At 70.8% G+C, this 19,064-nt stretch carries 15 protein-coding genes; 8 read left to right on the top strand and 7 right to left on the bottom strand.

Annotated features, from left to right (window positions below; genetic code table 11):
• Positions 1-15 precede the first annotated feature (15 nt).
• On the top strand, positions 16-657 hold the full coding sequence (locus OG738_RS32600; protein WP_329046760.1) for a TetR/AcrR family transcriptional regulator: 642 nt from the start codon (positions 16-18) through the stop codon (positions 655-657).
• A gap of 116 nt (positions 658-773) precedes the next feature.
• Positions 774-2,093 carry an MFS transporter gene (locus OG738_RS32595; protein WP_329046757.1) on the top strand — a complete coding sequence of 440 codons (1,320 nt, stop codon included), beginning with the start codon at positions 774-776 and terminating at the stop codon, positions 2,091-2,093.
• Here OG738_RS32595 and OG738_RS32590 read toward each other — a convergent pair.
• From OG738_RS32590 to OG738_RS32580, 3 genes are all read right to left on the bottom strand, one after another.
• Positions 2,090-2,617, bottom strand: coding sequence for an FHA domain-containing protein (locus OG738_RS32590; protein WP_329046755.1), 528 nt, complete (start codon positions 2,615-2,617; stop codon positions 2,090-2,092). The two genes, OG738_RS32595 and OG738_RS32590, sit on opposite strands and share 4 nt — an antisense overlap.
• Positions 2,618-2,692: 75 nt before the next feature.
• Entirely contained in the window at positions 2,693-4,792 is a 2,100-nt protein-coding gene (locus tag OG738_RS32585; protein WP_329046753.1) for a (Fe-S)-binding protein, read from the bottom strand.
• 31 nt (positions 4,793-4,823) lie between these two features.
• A complete protein-coding gene (locus OG738_RS32580) occupies positions 4,824-5,243 on the bottom strand; it encodes a hypothetical protein (RefSeq protein WP_329046751.1) in 420 nt (139 codons plus the stop codon).
• A 218-nt stretch (positions 5,244-5,461) separates the two neighbouring features.
• On the opposite strand from OG738_RS32580, the gene OG738_RS32575 reads away from it, so the two are divergent.
• Entirely contained in the window at positions 5,462-6,124 is a 663-nt protein-coding gene (locus tag OG738_RS32575) for a nitroreductase family protein (RefSeq protein WP_329046749.1), read from the top strand.
• A gap of 4 nt (positions 6,125-6,128) precedes the next feature.
• Here OG738_RS32575 and OG738_RS32570 read toward each other — a convergent pair whose 3' ends face one another.
• The 3 genes from OG738_RS32570 to OG738_RS32560 all read right to left on the bottom strand — a co-directional run bounded on the left by OG738_RS32570 (position 6,129) and on the right by OG738_RS32560 (position 10,826).
• Positions 6,129-8,231, bottom strand: a complete 2,103-nt coding sequence (locus OG738_RS32570) for an EAL domain-containing protein (RefSeq protein WP_329046747.1) — start codon at positions 8,229-8,231, stop codon at positions 6,129-6,131.
• Between the two features lie 87 nt (positions 8,232-8,318).
• Positions 8,319-9,425: an alpha/beta hydrolase gene (locus OG738_RS32565; RefSeq protein WP_329046744.1), complete on the bottom strand. Its 1,107-nt coding sequence runs from the start codon at positions 9,423-9,425 to the stop codon at positions 8,319-8,321.
• Positions 9,426-9,497: 72 nt separating this feature from the next.
• Positions 9,498-10,826 (bottom strand): cytochrome P450, encoded by a 1,329-nt coding sequence (locus OG738_RS32560; RefSeq protein WP_329046742.1) that lies wholly within the window; start codon positions 10,824-10,826, stop codon positions 9,498-9,500.
• A 131-nt stretch (positions 10,827-10,957) separates the two neighbouring features.
• On the opposite strand from OG738_RS32560, the gene OG738_RS32555 reads away from it, so the two are divergent.
• On the top strand, positions 10,958-11,773 hold the full coding sequence (locus OG738_RS32555) for an SAM-dependent methyltransferase (RefSeq protein WP_329046740.1): 816 nt from the start codon (positions 10,958-10,960) through the stop codon (positions 11,771-11,773).
• Here the strand turns inward: OG738_RS32555 and OG738_RS32550 are convergent, their stop codons facing one another.
• Positions 11,774-14,692, bottom strand: a complete 2,919-nt coding sequence (locus OG738_RS32550; RefSeq protein WP_329046739.1) for a glycoside hydrolase family 3 protein — start codon at positions 14,690-14,692, stop codon at positions 11,774-11,776.
• A gap of 347 nt (positions 14,693-15,039) precedes the next feature.
• Here OG738_RS32550 and OG738_RS32545 point away from each other — a divergent pair, with 347 nt between their 5' ends.
• Genes OG738_RS32545 through OG738_RS32530 form a run of 4 tightly spaced genes read left to right on the top strand, consistent with a single transcriptional unit; the run spans position 15,040 to position 19,058 of the window.
• Positions 15,040-16,047, top strand: a complete 1,008-nt coding sequence (locus OG738_RS32545) for a LacI family DNA-binding transcriptional regulator (RefSeq protein ID WP_329046736.1) — start codon at positions 15,040-15,042, stop codon at positions 16,045-16,047.
• A 34-nt stretch (positions 16,048-16,081) separates the two neighbouring features.
• Positions 16,082-17,311 carry a sugar ABC transporter substrate-binding protein gene (locus OG738_RS32540; protein ID WP_329046735.1) on the top strand — a complete coding sequence of 410 codons (1,230 nt, stop codon included), beginning with the start codon at positions 16,082-16,084 and terminating at the stop codon, positions 17,309-17,311.
• A complete protein-coding gene (locus OG738_RS32535) occupies positions 17,308-18,246 on the top strand; it encodes a carbohydrate ABC transporter permease (protein WP_442875825.1) in 939 nt (312 codons plus the stop codon). The genes OG738_RS32540 and OG738_RS32535 overlap by 4 nt, the downstream gene beginning before the upstream one ends.
• Entirely contained in the window at positions 18,243-19,058 is an 816-nt protein-coding gene (locus OG738_RS32530; protein WP_329046733.1) for a carbohydrate ABC transporter permease, read from the top strand. Before OG738_RS32535 ends, OG738_RS32530 begins: the two co-directional genes overlap by 4 nt.
• Positions 19,059-19,064 lie beyond the last annotated feature (6 nt).

Here is a 19,064-nt window from a genome sequence, read left to right as displayed (position 1 = left end):
AGTGGGAGGAGCCAGGTGGCCGCACCGTCGTCGGAGGCCGAGCGCCAGCGCGACAAGGAACGAACTCGTGCGGACATCCTCGCGGTGGCCACCCGGGAGTTCGCCGACAAGGGCTACACCGGCGCCCGCGTCGACGAGATCGCCGCCCGCACCAGCACGACCAAGCGGATGATCTACTACTACTTCGGCGGCAAGGAACAGCTGTACCTCGCCGTGCTGGAGAAGGCGTACCTCACGATCCGCGCGCTGGAGAAGCACGTCGACGTCGAGCGCCTGGACCCGGAGGACGCGCTACGGCAGCTGGCGGCGCTGACCTTCGACCACCACGAAGCCAACCCCGACTTCATCCGGCTGGTCAGCATCGAAAACATCCATCGCGCGGAACACCTGGCGCAGTCGGAGATCCTGCCCGGCCTGGCCGACCCGGCCCTCGGCGGCATCACCCGGATCCTCCAGCGCGGCCGCGAGGCCGGCCGCTTCCGCGCCGACGCCGACGCGCTCGACGTGCACATGGTGATCAGCTCGTTCTGCGTGTTCCGCCTCGCGAACCGGCACACGTTCCAGGCGATCTTCAGTCGCGACCTGCTCGACCCGGCCCGGCGTGCGCACTACCGGAAGATGCTCGGCGACCTGGTGATCGACTACTTGACGGCCTGAAATCCCCCTCTTGACACCCGGGGCGCGGTCTCGCACTCTCTATTAACTAACTAGACCGTACATTGCTTCCCCGCCGACTCTGAGCAACGAAGCACGGACGTCAGGAGCTCATCCCCGTGACCGGATCGATGCCCCGCAAGGCGGCGCTGGCCGCCTGGATCGGCAGCGCGCTCGAGTACTACGACTTCTTCATCTACGGGACCGCCGCCGCACTGGTCTTCAACAAGGTCTTCTTCCCCGCCTCCTCCCCCGCGACGGGCACGCTGCTGGCCCTGGCCACCTTCGGCGTCGGCTACCTGGCCCGGCCGGTCGGCGCGTTCATCCTCGGCCACGTCGGCGACCGCTTCGGCCGCAAGCGCGTCCTCGTGTTCACGCTGCTGCTGATGGGCGCGGCGACGTTCGCCGTCGGCTGCCTGCCGACGTACGGCGCGGTGGGCGTGCTCGCGCCGATCCTGCTGGTCGTCTTGCGGCTGCTGCAGGGACTTTCCGCGGCCGGCGAGCAGGCGGGCGCGAACTCGATGTCGCTCGAACACGCCCCGGAACGGCGCCGCGCGTACTTCACCAGCTTCACCCTGAGCGGCACGCAGGCTGGCCAGATCCTGGCGACCGCGATCTTCCTCCCGGTCGCCGCGCTGCCGCAGGACCAGCTGCTGACGTGGGGCTGGCGGGTGCCGTTCTGGTGCAGCGCGGCGGTCGTGGTGGTCGGGTTCGTCATCCGCCGCAAGCTCGACGAGACGCCGGTGTTCGAACGCACCGAGGTCGCGAAGCTGCCGGTCGCCGTCCTCTTCCGCGACCACTGGGCGGACGTGCTGCGGGTGGTCGTCGCGGCGACGATCGCGTCGGTGAGCACGATCTTCACGGTGTTCGCGCTGAGCTACGCGGTCAACACGATCGGCCTGGCCCGCACGCCGATGCTGTGGGTCGGCGTGCTGGCCAACATCGTGGCGCTGGCGGCGATCCCGCTGCTGGCCGGGCTCGCCGACCGCGTCGGGCGCAAGCCGGTGTTCATCACCGGGTGCCTCCTGTGCGGCGTGCTGATCTTCCCCTACCTGTGGTCGATCTCGATCGGCTCGTACGCGCTGCTGTTCGTGCTCGGCATCGCGCTGTTCGGCGTGGCGTACTCCGGGGTCAACGGCGTCTGGCCCGCACTGTACGGCGAGATGTTCACCGCCCGCGTCCGCCTGTCGGGCATGGCGATCGGCACCCAGGTCGGCTTCGCGGTGGCGGGGTTCGCGCCGAGCGTGGTGGCGGCGATCGGCTCGGCCAAGCAGGACTGGCTGGGCGTCGCGATCTTCACGGCAGTGGTCTGCGTGCTGGCGGCGGCCGCCGCGGCGACGGCCCGGGAGACCTTCCGGGTGCCGACCGCCCAGCTCGGCAGCCGGGTTCCGGCGGTGTCGTCACCGTCCACTGTGGTCGCTTCCACTGTGGACGGCTAACGCACTCTTCTCCGGCGTGCCCGCACGAGTCCGAGCGCCGAGAGTGCGAGCCCCACCAGAAGGAGCGTGACCCCGAACTCCGGCCGGGCGTCGAAGTGCTTGAGCACGCGGGCCGCCCCGAAGCCGAACCCGGTCACGAACAGGACCGGGCCGACCATCAGCGCGACGGTGCCCGTCCGCGCGGCGGGCACCACGGCGAACTCCGGCTGGTCGTCCCCGGCCGCCTGGAGGTCCGAGTAGACGGTGGTGATGGGACCGAAGGAAACCCGGTCGCCGTCGCGCAGCAGCCGCGCCTGCCTCGGCGCCAGAGCTTCCCCGTTGACGCGCGTGCCGCCGCGGGACCCGCCGTCGGACACCCAGGTCCCGCGCGCGTCACGCCGGAGCCAGGCGTGCCGCGGGCTCACCCGGTTCGAATACAGCCGGAGGTCCGCTTCCGGCCCGCGACCGACGAGCCACGATCCGCGCCGCACGTCCAGCCGCGCAACAGCCCCTTCGAGCGTCTCGATCGTCACTGGGTGTTCCATCGCCCCTCCCACCACGTCCCGACTCGGGGTAGAGCCGGGCCGCGGCGGGAAGAGATGCGGCGAACGGGTGAACCGTCAGGGCTTCGGCGCGGCTTCCGGAGCCTTCACCCGTTCCAGCAGCAGCTGCGCCACATCGCGGACGTCGACGTTCTCCGCCTTCTGCTCGCTCTGGCGCTGCACCAACCCGTCGGTCAGCATCACCCGGCAGAACGGGCAGCCCGTCACGATCGTCTCCGCGTCCGTCGCGATCGCTTCGTCCACGCGCTCCAGGTTGATGCGCTTGCCGATCTGCTCCTCCATCCACATGCGTGCGCCGCCCGCACCGCAGCACAGCGCGCGGTCCGCGTGCCGCGGCATTTCCTCGAGAGAAGCGCCCGTCGCGCCGACCAGCTCGCGGGGCGGCGTGTAGACCTTGTTGTGACGCCCGAGGTAGCACGGGTCGTGGTAGGTCACGCGGGGGCCGTCCTCGACCGGCTTGACCGGGGTCAGCTGACCGCCGCGGACCAGGCGGTTGAGCAGCTGCGTGTGGTGGACCACCTCGTAGTGGCCGTCCAGGTCCGGGTACTCGCGGCCCAGCGTGTTGAGGCAGTGCGGGCACGTCGTGACGATCTTCCGCAGCCGCGGCTCGCGGCCCTCGAACACCGCGTTGAGCGTCTCCGCCGTCTGCTGCGCCATCATCTGGAACAGGAACTCGTTGCCCGCCCGGCGCGCCGGGTCGCCCGTGCAGGACTCCTCCTTGCCGAGCACCACGTACTTGACCCCGGCGATGTGCAGCAGCTCGGCCGTCGCGCGGACCGTCTTGCGCGCCTGGTCGTCGAACGCGCCCGCGCAGCCGACCCAGTAGACGTATTCGACGTCTTCCGCGAGCTCGCCGTCGAACACCGGGACGTCGAAGCCGAGGTCCTTCGTCCAGGCCAGCCGCTCGGAGTTGTTCTGGCCCCACGGGTTGCCCTTGGTCTCCAGGTTCTTGAACAGCCCGCCCAGCTCGGTCGGGAACGCCGACTCGATCATCACCTGGTACCGGCGCATGTCGACGATGTGGTCGACGTGCTCGATGTCCACCGGGCACTGCTCGACGCACGCGCCGCAGGTGGTGCACGACCAGAGCACGTCCGGGTCGATGACGGCGCCGTCCTCTTCCGGGCCGACCAGCGGGCGCGCGCCCTCGTGCTCGGTCCCCGCCAGGATGTACGGCGCCTCTTCGAACAGGTTGTCGCGCAGGTTCATGATGACGAGCTTGGGCGACAACGGCTTCCCGGTGTTCCACGCCGGGCACTGCGACTGGCAGCGGCCGCACTCGGTGCACGTGGCGAAATCCAGCATGCCCTTCCACGTGAAGTCGCCGATCTTGCCGCGGCCGAACGTGTCGTCCTCGCCCGGGTCCTCGAAGTCGATCGGCTTGCCGCCGGACTCCATCGGCAGCAGCGGGCCGAGCGCGTCCGGCAGCCGCTTCGCCGAGACGTTGATCGGCGCCACGAAGATGTGCAGGTGCTTGGAGTACAGCACGATCGACAGGAACACCAGCATGACGCCGATGTGCAGCAGCAGCCCGACCGTCTCGAGCACCTCGGTCGTCGAGTGCCCGAGCGGCTCGAGGAGGTTCCCGACGCCGAGCGAGACGTACGCGCCCGAGCGGTACGGGAAGTTGCCGGACGCCGAGGACGCGCCGCGGAAGAAGAACATCGTCCAGACGACGTTGAAGATCATGACGAGGATCAGCCACGCGCCGCCGGTGTGCGAGCCGTAGAACCGGGACGCGCGTTGCTTGCGCTCGGGGGCGTTGCGGATGCGGATCACCGTGAACACGCCCAGCGACACGGCCACGGCGACGGCGATGAAGTCCTGCAGGAAACCCAGCACCGCCCAGTGGCCGATCCACGGGATCGCGAACTTCTCGTCGAACAGCGCGCCGTACGCCTCGAGGTACACCGAAGCGAGGATCACGAAGCCCCAGAACGTGAAGAAGTGCGCCAGGCCGGGCACCGACCACTTCAGGAGCTTGCGCTGGCCGAACACCTCGCGCACCTGCGCGAGGAGGCGGGCGCCCAGGTCGTCCGACCGCTTGGTGTCGGGCTGGCCGGCCTTGATCAGCCGGTACAGGAAGGCCACCCGCTTGCCGGCGACGGCGAGGCCGACGACCGTCATGAGCAGGCCGAGGATGAGACGAACGAGCACGGGTCCTCCGGACGTACTTGGAAGGAACGGCTCAGTGCGAGCCGGTGTAGTAGCGGCACGCCTTGCACGCGTACCGCATCTTCGCGACCCGCCAGTGTTTCCGGTACAGATCGAGGTCGGGCGACCGGCGGACGCCGAGGCGCTGGTAGCGCCCGGGACGGCGGCGGCCGGTTTCGTACTGCTCGGTCGCGCGGCCGAGGTGGGCGCGCCGCAGCACGCCCCCCCGCGTCCGGCAACGGCCGAGCGCGCCGCGGCAGAACCGGTGCAGCAGCACCAGTTCCCCGGTGACTTCTTCGACCACGCCGTAGCCGGGGTGATCGCTCCGGCCGGTGAGCCGGACCGGCAGGCCGCAGTACCCGCACTTGAGGGTGCAGGAGAGGCAGCCGGCGATGTGCCTGAGCCGCAGTTCGCGCCGGTCTTCGGAGCCGGGTCCTCGGACGCGCGACGCCATGGGGCCTCCTCCGGCGACTGTGATCGGCACCACTGACTACTGGAGGGTAATGAGGAGGTCACTTCGCGCGACAGGACCATTCGGCCTAGTTGCCCTAGGCCATTCGGGGTAAAAATCGAGGCAAGGATCACCTTACCGTCCGTATATCGGACTCAGGTGCCTCGAAATCGTACGTTCGGCCCTGCTGGCGCGGTGGTGTCCCCCGCCACAATCCGGGCATGACGTATCGCCCCGTCCCGTACCGGCCGGCCCGCGTGCCCGCCGCCGAAGCCGTTGCGGAGGCCGCCGCACTGCGGCAGCGGATGGAAGCGCGGCGCTCGGTCCGGATGTTCTCCTCCGACCCCGTCCCCGAGCGCGCGGTGCTCGACGCGATCGCGGTGGCCTCCACGGCTCCCAGCGGCGCGCACCAGCAGCCGTGGACCTTCGTCCTCGTCACCGATCCCGCGGTGCGCCGGACGATCCGTGAGGCCGCCGAGGCGGAGGAGCGGATCTCCTACGACGGCCGGCTCGGCGACGAGTGGCTCGAGGCGTTGCGGCCGCTCGGCACGGACGCGGTGAAGCCGCACCTGACCGACGCGCCGTACCTGATCGTCGTGTTCCAGCAACGGTTCGCGCTCGACGACGACGGCGGCGTCCACAAGCACTACTACGTCGACGAGTCGGTGGGCATCGCGGTCGGCATGCTGCTGACGGCGTTGCAGGTGGCCGGCCTCGCGGCGCTGACGCACACGCCGTCGCCGATGCGGTTCCTCGGCGATCTGCTCGGCCGGCCCCGCAACGAACGGGCGTTCGCGGTGATCCCGGTCGGCTACCCGGCCGACGACTGCGTGGTGCCGGACCTGCGGCGCAAGTCGCTCGACGAGGTGCTGGTCCGGATCTGACGGCTCAGCAGGACGGCAGTCCGCCGGGGAGACCGGCGAACAACGGACCCGACAGCCGGTCCGCGCCGCGGTCCCGCCACCACTCGCGCTGGTCCGCGCGCGCGACGCCGGCCACGCCGACCTCCGCTCCGGCCAGGTGGGCCGCTTCGACCAGCGCCGTCAGCGAGCGGTCCACCAGCGGGTGCTCCCGGCGCTCCACGAGCCGGGCCGCGACGCGGACCGCGCGCACCGGGAACTCGGTGAGGCAGGTGACGTCGTCGAAGTCGTGGATCTCCGCGCCCACGCCGATTTCGGCGAGCACCTTGAGGTTGTCGGCCGCGTCGCCGGAGTCCGCGAGCAGGGTCGCGGCCGGGAACGCTGGGCGCAGGCGCTCCGGCGCCAGGCCGGCGGACTCCAGCACGCCGCGGATCTCGCCGATCAGCTCGGGGTCGGTGGCCTGCTGCGTGGTCAGCTCGACGGTCAGCGGCACGGCGACGCCGGCCGCCGCGACCCGCCCGGCCGCCGTGCGCAGGAGCCAGGTGCCCAGCGGGAGCGCCAGGCCCGTCTCCCCCGCCAGCCGCACGCACGTCTCGTGCGGCAGCACGCCTTCGGTGGGATGGGTCCAGCGCAGCCGCGCCTCGACACCGCGGACCGAGCCGTCCACCGCGGCCACCAGCGGCCGGTAGCCGACCTCGATCTCACCGGTCTCCCACGCGCCCGCCATCGCCGCGGCAAGAGCGAAGTCGTGGCGGTCGCGGCGGTCGAGCTCACGGTCGTACAGGCCCCACTGGTTCCCGGTCCGCTGCACGCGGCGCAGCGTCAGGTCCGACGCGCGCAGCAGCTCGGCCGGCGTGATGTCGCGCGGTGGCCGGTGGACGACGCCGATGCCGGCCGACACCCCGACCCCGCGGTGCCCGTCGACGTACTCCGGCTCCGCGAGCTCATGGGTGATCCGGCGGACGAGCGTCACCACGTCCGGCGTGTCCGCGGTGTTCTGCACCAGCACACCGAACTCGTCGCCGCCGAGGCGCGCCACGAGGGCCTTCTCGCCGTCGAAGACCGCCTTCAGCTTCGCGGCGACCCCGCGCAGCACGCGGTCGCCCAGGTCCTGGCCGAGCCCGCCGGTGATCTGCGAAAAGCCGTCGAGGTCGAGGTGGAAGAGCGTGACGCCCCGCGCCGGGTCGGCGTCGCACAGCAGGTTCTCCAGGCGGGTGCTGAAGAACTGCCGGTTCGGCAGCGCGGTGAGCACGTCGTGGAGGGCCTGGTGGGACAGCCGCCGCTGCAGCAGCGACACCTCGGTGTCGTCGTCGACGATCGTGATGAGCTGCCGGGCCGTGCCGACCGCGTCGCGGACCACCGACGCGGCGAAGGTCGCCCACATCGGCTCGCCGTCCTTGCCGATCAGCCGCCGGCCGACGCGCAACCGGTGCAGCCGGCCGGCCACCAGCTCGGCGTAGGACGCCCGCAGCTGTTCGACCTCCTCCGGGTGGACCAGGTCGAACAGGCTCATCGCGGCGATTTCGGCGGGCGTGCGGTTGAGCGTCTTGGCGAGCGCGGCGTTGGCCCGCAGCACGCGGCCGTCCAGCTCGGTGAGCGCGACGCCGCTGGCCGAGCCGGCGAACACCTCCTCGAACTGCGCGCGCGTGATGATCTGCTTCTGCCGCGTCTCCTGCTCGACCTTGAGCAACGCGCGGCTCAGGCCTTCTTGACGCTTCTGGATGTCTTCGCGCAGCATCTCGCCGTAGCCCGAGCTGAGCGCGCCGAGCACCAGCACGACCCGCTCGGCCAGGTCGTCGACCCGGCGCAGCTCCGGCTCGCGCAGCAGCGCCTTGCCGAGCACCTCCAGGCTGCGGCGCAGGCTGTCCGCGCCGACGCAGCGCAGTTCGGCGAGCCGGGCGCCCGCGGCCGCGGCCTCCTCGAGGTCCGCTTGCTCGCCGGCGACCGCTTCGAACAGCCGCCCGACCAGCACGGCCAGCTCACGCTCGATCTCCTCCGGCGTGTGCGGGAGGTACGCGGTGGTGCTGATCAGATAGCCCCACTTGCGCGCGAGCGTGCCGAGCCGTCTCGCCGCGCGTTCGGCGGACGGCTTCTGCCGCGGGGTGTCACCGCGGGGATGGGGAGCAGTCACCTCAGCCTGTCCTGGACTTCAGTCAACTCCGGTTCGGGTAGCCGATATATCTTGGCGCGAAATTGTGTCCGGTGCACGAAACAGCATTCATCCAATCGAGTGATAACCCTGCGGAGCGATCGCCAGGCAATCCCGCAGCCACGACCGGGTGGCGTCCCGGTAGTCCGCCGCGTTTTCGTGCAACGCAACGGAATGACCGGCACCCGGGAGGACGTACATCGACAGCTTCGACGGATCGGCGTAATACGGTGCCTCCTGCGTGCGCAGCACGCCTGCGTCCGAACAGTCACGCAGGGCGAGCGGGCCGCAGAAAAGAACGTCCTTTTCCCCCACCACCTGGAAAACCGGTACGGAAATTCCCTTCGTCGCCGGCAACACGATCCCGAACAGCGCGACCGTGCCCATGCCGGGCACCGAAACCTGATCTTTGGTCGCTTCGTCGGCGGCGATCACGCCGGGGTCGGAATCACCCGCGGCGTAGAACAGCCCGGCCCGCGCACCCGGTTTCGTCGTGAAGTACAGCGGGTCGCTGCCCAGGCTGCCGAGCCGGCCGTCGAGCGGGGCGGGTTGCAGGCCGAGCGCCGCGCCGAGCGCCAGCGCCGGGAGCGCGGGCAGGTGCGTGATGCCGGTGAGGACCACGCCGTCGACGTCGTGGTAGGTCGACGCCTCGACCGCGACGACGCCCGACCCGACCGAGTGCCCGACGATGACGACCTTCGCGAACGGCACGCCGCCGACGTGCCCGGCGCGCAGGTGGCCGACGACCTCGTGCATCGACTCGGCCGCCGCCCAGACCGACAGCGGCAGGCTCAGCGGGTGACTGCTCTGCCCGGCGCCGAGCTGGTCGGCGGCGAACGTCGCGTAGCCGTGCGCGGCCATGTCGCGCTGGTAGGAGTAGCGCTCGGGCTCGTAGGGCAGGTCCCAGTACGCGCTGTTGTACGTGCCACCGTGCACGAGCAGCTGGACGGTGTCCGGCACAGCGGTGGCCGACCCGGCCCCGGCGGGCAGGCACAGCCTGCCGTGCACGATGGCCGGCGCGCCCGGCACCAGCGGCGGCAGGCCCGGGCCGCTGACCGGCAGATCCGTGTCGGCGCAGGAGATCGCGGCCGCCTCGGCGGGCATCGCGGCGGTCAGCGAGGCGAGCAGGACACCGCAGGCGAACAACGCCGATGTCAGCTTGAGCGGCAGCTTCACGCCACACTCCCTCCGGACTCGGGCGGGTGAAGGAACTCGGGAACACTACACCCGGTAGCCGTACGGGTACCGTCAGGTCCGCGGCACGACCGTCATCGGCAGCCGGTTCGGCTGCATCGTGGCCTTGAGCTGCGCCCGGACCTTCTTGCCCGGCACGGGAACCAGCCGCCACCGCGCCCCGATGGTGGCGGCGACGATGCCGATCTCCGTCGGCGCGAAGACGTGCCCCGGGCACAGCCGCGCCCCGGCGCCGAACGGGATGTAGGCGCCCTTCGGCAGTTCCGTGGTGTGACCGGGCGCCCAGCGGTCCGGGTCGAAGCGCTCCGGCTCGAGGAACCAGCGCGGATCCCGGTGCAGGGTGTGCTGGCTGACCGCGACCTCGCTGCCCGCCGGGATCCCGACGCCGCCGAGCTCGACGTCCTCCCGGGCGCGGCGCATGAGGATCAACGGCGGGGTCCGGCGGACGATCTCGTCGACGATCTGGTTCGTGTACACCAGGTCCGGCAGGTCCTCGAACCGCGCGGGCTTGCCGCCGAGGACCTCGTCGACCTCGGCGTGGAAACGCCGTTCGACCTCCGGGTGCTGCCCCAGCTCGTGGAAGAACCAGGCCAGCGCGACGGCGGTGGTCTCGGCGCCGGTGGTGAGGATCGTGACGACCTCGTCGTGCACCTGCCGGTCGGACATGCCATCGCCGGTGTCCTCGTCGCGGGCGAGCAGCAGCATCGACAGCAGGTCGCCGTGGTCGACCCCCTCTTTCCGGGCGGCGACGACGGTTTCGCCGATCACGTCGCGCAGGCGCGCGGCCGCGGCGTCGAACTTGCGGTTCGGCGGAATGGGCAGCCTCTCCACGAACCTCGGCGAGAACGCCCGGATCAGCACGTACTTGAGCATGATCGGGATCGAGCGCCGGATCTCCGCCAGGGCTTCGTCGCCGAGGGCGGTCGAGAAGAGCGTCTGCCCGGCGATGGTCAGCACCAGGTCCTGCATCCGCTTGTCGACCTCGACGACATCGCCCGGCTGCCACGAGCTCACCAGCTCCTCGGCCAGCTTCGTCATCGTCGTCTCGGCGTAGCCCGCGATCCGCGTGCGGCCGAAGGCGGGCATGACCAGGCGGCGCTGACGGCGGTTGAGCTCGCCGTTCGAGGTGGCCAGGCCGTCGCCGAAGAGCGGGCGCATCTTGTCGAAGACCAGGCCCTTGTCGAACTTGTCGGCGTCGGTGGCGAGCACCCGCCAGGCCAGCTCGGGCGTGGTGACCACGTGCACCGGCAGCGGCCCGAGGCGGAGTTCGACGACATCTCCGTACGCCGGAAGGGAAGTGAAGAGCTTCAGCGGGTCGCGCAGCAGCGACGGCGTGTGCCCGAGCACGGGCCACCGGCCGGGCACGCGACGCGGGTTCGGCATGGCCTCGCCTCCTGGTGACCGGGACACCCTAGCCGTGCGCGGGCGCCCCCGAGCGCGAGTCCACACGAACGGAGGAGGGCGCTACACTCCGTGCTTCCAAGCGGTCTTTCAAGCGCGAGGGGGGAGATCCCGTGACCGGGGAGCCGAGCTGGGTACCGCCGGAGATCGACACCACGGTGCCGAACCCGGCGCGGGTGTACGACTTCTGGCTCGACGGCGACCACAACTTCGCCGCCGACCGGGCTCTCGGGGAGCAGATCCTCGAGATCATGCCGGGCGTGCGCGACGCGGCCCGCCTCAACCGCGCGTTCCTGCGCCGTGCCGCGAAGTTCATGGTCGGCTCCGGCGTCCGGCAGTTCCTCGACATCGGCTCGGGCATTCCGACCGTGGGGAACCTGCACGAGATCGTCCAGCAGGCCGACCCGTCGTGCCGGGTGGTGTACGTCGACCGCGAGCCGGTGGCCGTGGCGCACAGCGAACTGCTGCTGCAGGGCAACGACGACTGCGTGGTGCTGCAGGCCGACCTGCGCGACGTCAACGACGTCTTCGACGGTGCCGGCAAGCTGCTGGACCTCGACGAGCCGATCGGAGTGTTCATGTTGCTGCTGCTGCACTTCGTCCCGGACTCGTGGGACCCGGCGAACATCCTCGCCCGCTACCGCGACCGGCTGGCCGCGGGCAGCTTCCTGGCCGTCACGCACGTCGCGGCGGACTCCGAGTCCGAGCGCCTCGACGAAGCCGTCGAGGTGTACAAGAGCAACCAGGACCAGCAGAACCAGCCGGTCCCCCGCACGCACGACGAGGTCCTCGCCTTCTTCGACGGCTTCGAGGTGGTCGACCCCGGCGTGGTCGGCTGCGCGATGTGGAAGCCCGAGGGCGCCGGCGACATGTCCGACGACCCGGCGATCAACGCGCTGCCCTACGCCGGGGTCGGCCGGAAGCCCTAGTCACCGCAGGGAGAACGTCGCCAGGTTCACCGGCCCGTCGAAGGTCAGGTAGACGTCGTGGCGGCCGGTCGCCTTCGCGAGTGCCGCGCTCACCGTGGTGTACGCGTACCGGTCCCCGGTGGACGGCACCGCGGCCGTGCCCAGAACCGGGCCGGTCGGCGAGTCCACGTGGATCGTGACGTGCGACGACTCCACTGTGGACACCGACGCCGTGAACCGCGCGGGGCCGGTCAAGGCGACGTCGTGGTAGGCCAGCCAGCTTCCGGGGGCCGCCGCGACCGACGTGCCCGCCGTCTTCGACGTGTCCGTCAACGTCGTCCCGGAGTAGTCGTCGAAGTTCTGTGCCTGCGTCGGACGGCTCAGGTCGCGCGGCTCGGCCCGCTCCCCCGGCACGAAGACCGGCTGCGCCGCGGAGAGGTCGGAGGCGTTGCGGCCCACCGAGAAGTCGTACGTCCCCTGCGCCACCACCGACCGGCCGCGCGAGACGTCCCACGAAGCCAGGTCCGCGATCGGCACCTCGAACCGGACCGTCCGGGTCTCGTGCGGCTGCAGCGTCACGCGGGAGAAGTCCCGCAGCCGCTGGACGCCGGAGTCCTTCGAGTAGAGCTGGACGACGTCGGTCCCGGAGCGAGCCCCGGTGTTCGTCACGTCGACGCTCACCCGCACCGAGCCGCCGACCCGGGACGCACGCACCGAGCCGTAGCGGAAGCTCGTGTAGCTCAGCCCGTATCCGAAGGGGTACAACGGCTTCCCGCGGTAGTACTGGTACGTCATCCCGGTCTTCGCGATGTCGTAGTCGAGGATGCTCGGCAGCCCCGCGTCGGAGGCGTACCAGGTCTGGGTGAGCCGCCCGCTCGGGTCGTGGTCGCCGAACAGCACGTCCGCGACCGCGTGCCCGGTCTCCTGCCCCGCGTGGCTCGTCCACACGATTCCCGGCACGGACAGCGTGTCCCAGCCGGTCGTCGGGTAGCTGTTCTCCACCACGACCACGGTGTGCGGGTTCGCCTTCTGCACGGCCTCGATCAACGCGCGCTGCGCCGGAGCCAGTTCCGTGCTCGTCCGGTCGTTCGCCTCGCGGCCGTTGATGAACGGCATGCTGCCGACCACGACGACCGCCGTGTCCGCGCCCCGCGCCGCGTCGACCGCGTCGGAAACGCCGCTGCGCAGCACCTCGCGGCCGAACTTCGTCGCGTGCGCCGCGTCCGGGGCGGAGATCGTCAGGGCCCCGTCCGCGCCGACGACGGCGTAGCGGTTCGGGCCGAACCACGGCTCGGTGACCTCGTTGCCCGCGTATTCGAGCACGTAACTGCCGTCGGGCTGCGGGTCGAGCTTGAGCTGCTGCTGCACGAACCACCCGGAAGGCTGGTCGGCGTCGTCGGCCAGCGCGCCACCGGAGTAGCTCAAGTACTTGCCGTTCGCCGCCGCGCGCAGGGTGTTCTTGCCCGCGCCCCAGTCGAAGACGTCGAAGGATTCCGCCGTGCCCGCCGTGGTCCCGCCCGCGGTCACCTTCCCCGGGGCGGCCGGCGCCGTCAGGTAGCGGCCGGTGGCGAGGTCCTTGAGAGCGATCCGGTCCACGCCTTCGGACGACGCCACCGGGGCTCCCAGCCGTTCCTCGATGCCCTGCTTCGGCGTCACGCGGTACGGCATCGAGCCGCTGTACCAGTCCTCGTACAGCGTGTCGGACAGCGGGCCGACGACGGCGACCTTCTTGTTCTTCGCGTCGAGCGGGAGCGCGTTGGCGTTGTCGCGCAGCAGGACGACCTGCTCGTCGGCCACCTTCCGGGCGAGCGCCTGGTGCTCCGGCGAGTTGATGACCGCCGGGGTGATCTTCGCGTACGGGTTGCGGCCCGGCGGGTCGAACTCGCCGAGCCGGAAGCGCAGCGACAGCAGGTGCCGATCGGCCTTTTCGACGTCGGCCATGGTCAGCAGCCCGCGCGCGAGCGCTTCTTTGACGGCCTCGACGGTGATCGAGCCGTTGGTGTCGTTGTCGGTGAAGCTGTCGAGCCCGGCCTTGAGCGCCGCCGCGTCCGCCTCCGCCTTGGTGGCGTAGTACTTCTCCGAGTTGACGAGGTTCGACGGGGCACCGGCGTCGCTCACGACGGCGATGTCCTGCGGCGCCCACTTCCGCAGCAGGCCGCCGAGGTCCGGGCTCACGGTGTTCGGCCGCCCGTTGACCAGGTTGTACGACGGCATCACGGCATTGGCCGCCCCGGCCTGCAGCGGGATCTTGAACGCCTGCTCGTCGTAGTCGTGCAGGATCTTGGGCGGCACGGAGGAGTTGCTGGTGTCGCGGTTGATCTCGTTGTTGTAGGCGAGGTAGTGCTTCAGCGTCGGGGCGGCCTGCAGGTAGCGCGGGTCGTCGCCCTGGATGCCGTGGCCGTAGGCGGTCGCGAGCTGCCCGGTGAGGTACGGGTCCTCGGAGTAGCCCTCCTCGTTGCGGCCCCACCGCGGGTCGCGCAGCAGGTTGACCACCGGCGCCCAGAGGTTCAGCCCCCACAGCGTCGGGTTCTCGGCGTTGAACCCGCGCGCCTCCTGGCCGACGGCCGTGCCGACCTGCTTGACCAGCGCCGGGTCCCACGTCGAAGCCAGGCCGACCGCCTGCGGGAACACCGTGCCGTCGGCCTTCACCACCGCCCCGTTGTCGTCGTAGTCGGTCGACCAGGCGACGCCGTGGAGCGCTTCGGTGCCGGTCTTGAACACCCCGATGCCCAGCCGCGGGATGGCCGGCTCGTACTGGTGCAGCAGCGAGATCTTCTCGTCGGCCGTCAGCCGGGACAGCAGGTCGTCGATCCGGGTGGCCAGGGGCAGCGCCGGGTCGCGGAACGGCGGCGGGGGTGCCGCGAGCGCCGGCGCGGGCGCCAGCAGCAGGGTGGCGGCCACCACCGGGACGAGGGCGCGGCGGAGCGGGGACTGGCGCACGGACGGCCTCCCAGAATCGTCGAATCGTTTCGACAGCGCGGCGCGGAACATTCGCGTCGAAGGTGGGGATGGTGACGACTATTACAGTCGTGTGAGCACGAGGTCAAGAGTTCCTGGGCGCGCTCCCAGGGAAGTCCGGACTTCCCCCGAAACTGCGCGCTGAACTGCGAGAAGATCCGTCAACAGCGACGTTCGACAGTTTCGACACCGACGAGGATCGTCGAATGCGAATCGAATATCCGCGGACGGCAAATCCGGCTTGTGTTTCGGGCGGGGGTCACTTACCTTCGTCCCATCGTCGATGCGCTTCGACGAAGTTCTCCCGCCCCGTCCCCAGGAGGCCGCCCGTGGTCACGATCAACGACGTCGCCAGCGCGGCGGGCGTGGCCCCCAGCACGGTGTCGTACGTGATCAGCGGCAAGCGCTCGATCTCGCCGAAGACCCGGCGGCTGGTCGAGGAGAGTATCCGCAAGCTGGGCTACCACCCGCACGCCGGGGCCAGGGCGCTGGCCAGCAGCAAGACCAACGTGCTCGCCCTGGTCGTGCCGCTGCGCACGGACCTCAACGTCGCCGTCGTGATGGAGTTCGTCGCCTCGGCGGTCACCGCGGCCCGCGCGTACGACCACGACCTGCTGCTGCTCACCAAGGACGAAGGCCCCGCCGCGCTGCAGCGGGTGGCGTCGTCGGCGATCGCCGACGCGCTGATGGTGATGGACGTCGAAGCCGCCGACCCGCGGGTGCCGATGCTCATCGCGCTCGACCTGCCGGTGGTGCTCATCGGCGTCCCCGACCACCCGGCCGGCCTCAGCTGCGTCGACCTGGACTTCACCGCCGCCGGCTCGGCGTGCGTCGCGCACCTGGCCGACCTCGGCCACCGCTCGGTCGCGCTGATCGGCCCCTCCCCCGCCGTCTACCGGCGCGGCACGAGCTACGCGACGCGGTTCCTGCGCGGGTTCGACGACGGCGCGAAGAGCCGCGACATCCGGGCCACGAACCGGCCGTGCGCCCATTCCTACGAAGCGGTCAGCGCCTGCCTCGACGACCTGCTCGCCGCCGACCCGGACCTGACCGGCCTGGTCGTGCACAACGAGGCCGTGCTGCCCGGGCTGCTCTCGGACCTGCGCCACCGCGGCCTGCGGGTGCCCGAGGACATCTCCGTCGTCGCGGTGTGCCCGGACAGCATGGCCGAGCACCACGCCGTCGCGCTCACGACGGTCGCCATCCCGGCCGAAGAGGTCGGGGCCCAGGCCGTCGAAATGACCATGCGCCGGCTCGCCGGCCACACCACGCCCGAGGTGCGGCTGCTCGGGCCCCGCCTGACCCGGCGCGCCAGCACCGCCGCCCCCCGCGTCTGATCCGGTTCTGCTCCACCGCCGAAGGAGAATCGCCATGTCCGTAGCCCGTCGCGCCCTCGTCCTGGCCGCGAGCGCCGCGGTGCTCGCCGCGTGCAGCCCGAGCCCCGCCGCCCCCTCGACCGGGACCGGGGCCGCGCCCGCGTCGTCCATCACCGAACTCGACTACTACGCCGACGAGCAGGGTTCCGCGGCGTGGCAGAAGATCCTCGACGCCTGCGCGGCGCAGACCGGGATCAAGATCCAGCGCCAGACCGTGCCGACCGCGCAGATGCTGCCGAAGGTCCTGCAGGGCGCGAGCTCGAAGACGCTGCCGGACCTGCTCTTCACCGACAACCCGACGTTGCAGCAGGTCGCCGCGACCGGCGCGCTGACCCCGCTGGACGGCTACGGCATCACCACCGACGGCTACTACGACAGCATCGTCAAGGCCGGGACGTACCAGGGCAAGGTCTACGGCGTCGCGCCCGGCGTCAACGGGCTCGCGCTCATCTACAACAAGGACCTCCTCACCGCGGCGGGCATCGAGCCGCCGAAGACCTGGGACGAGCTGAAGGCCGCCGCGGCGAAGCTCACCAAGGACGGCAAGTACGGCCTCGCCTTCTCCGCGATCCCGTCCGAAGAGGGCACCTGGCAGTTCCTCCCGTTCTTCTGGAGCAACGGTGCCGAACTGTCCCAACTGGACTCCGCGCAGTCCGTGAAAGCGCTTCAATTCGTCACGGACCTGGTGAACTCCGGGTCGGCGTCGAAGTCCGTGGTGACATGGAACCAGAACGACGTCGCCGACCAGTTCGTCGCGGGCAACGCGGCGATGATGGTCAACGGGTCGTGGAACCTGGCCCGGCTCGACGAGCAGAAGTCCCTGCACTACGGCGTCGTCCCGATGCCGGTGCCGCAGGCGGGCGCGAAGCCGGTGGTCGCGCTCGGCGGCGAGGTCGGCACCGTGCCGGTCACCGGCGACGCGACCCAGCAGGCCGCCGGCAAGGTGCTCTCCTGCGTCCTGTCGGAGCCCACGATGCTGCAGTGGAGCAAGGCGCACGCCTACATCCCGTCGAAGACGGCCACCGCGGCCAAGTTCGGCAGCGAGCAGCCGGAGATGCAGGCGTTCGTCGACGAGGTCGGCACCGCCCGCTCCCGCACCGCCGAACTCGGCGAGAAGTACCCGAAGGTCTCGCAGGCCCTCGCCGACGCGCTGCAGGCGGCGCTCACCGGCAAGCAGCCGGCCGACCAGGCCTTGAAGGCCGCCCAGCAGGCGAGCGGTTCGTGACGCTGGTCGCCCCGGCCGTCGCGGCACCGCCCCGCGCCGGCCGGAAACCCCGGCGCGGCACCCGGTTCGCCGCGTGGGCGTTCCTGCTGCCCGCGCTGGCCTACATCGTGGTGTTCTTCGGCTACCCGCTGGCCGCGAACCTCGTGATGAGCACGCAGAACTACACGGTGAAGTCGTTCTACACCGGCGAAGCACCCTTCGTCGGCCTCGCCAACTACGCGGCCGTGTTCGACAACCCGTTGTTCGGCACAGCGGCGCTCAACACGGTGTTGTTCACCGCCGGCTCGCTCGTCTTCCAGTTCGGCATCGGGCTGGCGCTGGCGGTGTTCTTCAACGGCCGGTTCCTCGGCAGCTCACTGCTGCGCTCGCTGCTCCTGCTCCCGTGGCTGCTGCCGCTGGTGGTCAGCGGCGCGGTCTGGCGGTGGATGTTCGACCAGGACCACGGCGTGCTCAACGCGGCGCTGAGGTTCGCGGGCCTCGACGCGGTGCCGTGGCTGAGCAGCACGAGCTGGGCGCTGCCCGCGGTGATCCTCACCAACATCTGGATCGGCATCCCGTTCAACCTGGTGATCCTGCACGGCGGCCTGCGGGCGATCCCGGCGTCGCTCTACGAGGCGGCGTCGCTGGACGGCGCCGGCGCGTGGCAGCGGTTCCGGCACGTCACCTGGCCGCTGCTGCGGCCGGTCACCGGGATCGTGCTGATGCTCGGGCTGGTCTACACGATCAAGGTGTTCGACGTGATCATGGTCGTCACCGGCGGCGGCCCGGCCAACGCGACCCAGACGCTCACGACGTGGTCCTACCGGCTGTCCTTCCAGGACTTCGCGTTCGGGCAGGGCGCCGCGGTCGGCAACGTCCTCATCCTGGTGGCGACGCTGTTCGGGCTGCTGTACCTGCGCTCGGCGAAGGCGACCCTGGCCGAGGCGGCGGCATGAAGACCTCGTCCTGGCCGCGCACGGTCTTCGGCGTGCTGATCGTCGCGGTGCTGCTGTTCCCGCTGTACTGGATGGTCAACGCCTCGCTGCAGCCCAGCGGCGCGCTCCTGCGGCCCGACCCGGCGTTCTTCCCCGTGGACGGGACGCTCGACGGCTACCGGAAAGCCCTCGCGTCGCAGGGGCCGCACCTGCTCTCCAGCGTCGTCGTCGCGCTCGGCACCGTGCTCGTGTCGCTGGCGATCGCCGCGCCGGCGTCGTACGCGCTGGCGCAGCTCAAGGTCCGCGGCGGCCCGGTGCTGGTGTTCGTGCTGCTCATCGTGCAGATGATCCCCGGCATCGTGATGGCGAACGCGCTCTACACGGTGTTCAGCAACCTCGGCCTGATCGACAACTACCTCGGGCTGGTGCTCGCGGACTCGACCGCGACCATCCCGTTCGCCGTGCTCCTGCTGCGCGCCTTCATGATCTCCGTGCCGAAGGAGCTGACCGAAGCGTCCCGAGTGGACGGTGCCGGGTACTGGCGGACGTTCTGCTCGATCATCCTGCCGATCAGCCGCAACGCGCTGGTCACCGCGGGCCTGTTCGCGTTCCTGTTCGCCTGGGCGGACTTCCTGTTCGCCGTCACGCTCACCACCGGGCAGTCGTTCGAGCCCATCACGGTCGGCATCTACCGGTTCGTCGGCAACCAGTCCGCCGACTGGAACGGGATCATGGCCACCGCCGTCCTCGCCGCGATCCCCGCGGCCGTCCTGCTCGTCGTCGCCCAGCGGTACGTCGTCGCCGGGCTGACCAGCGGCGCCGTCAAAGACTAAGGAGAC

The sequence above is a fragment of the Amycolatopsis sp. NBC_01488 genome (assembly GCF_036227105.1).
Taxonomy (GTDB): domain Bacteria; phylum Actinomycetota; class Actinomycetes; order Mycobacteriales; family Pseudonocardiaceae; genus Amycolatopsis.
The sequence above is the reverse complement of the archived record's forward strand: the minus strand, read 5'-3'. Positions and strand labels throughout refer to the sequence as shown.

What these genes read in the sequence shown, in the direction of transcription:
- OG738_RS32580 (WP_329046751.1), bottom strand. Translation starts at nt 5,243, where the DNA reads ATGGCGTCGCGCGTCCGAGGACCCGGCTCCGAAGACCGGCGCGAACTG.
- OG738_RS32590 (WP_329046755.1), bottom strand. Translation starts at nt 2,617, where the DNA reads ATGGAACACCCAGTGACGATCGAGACGCTCGAAGGGGCTGTTGCGCGG.
- OG738_RS32540 (WP_329046735.1), top strand. Translation starts at nt 16,082, where the DNA reads ATGTCCGTAGCCCGTCGCGCCCTCGTCCTGGCCGCGAGCGCCGCGGTG.
- OG738_RS32575 (WP_329046749.1), top strand. Translation starts at nt 5,462, where the DNA reads ATGACGTATCGCCCCGTCCCGTACCGGCCGGCCCGCGTGCCCGCCGCC.
- OG738_RS32530 (WP_329046733.1), top strand. Translation starts at nt 18,243, where the DNA reads ATGAAGACCTCGTCCTGGCCGCGCACGGTCTTCGGCGTGCTGATCGTC.
- OG738_RS32560 (WP_329046742.1), bottom strand. Translation starts at nt 10,826, where the DNA reads ATGCCGAACCCGCGTCGCGTGCCCGGCCGGTGGCCCGTGCTCGGGCAC.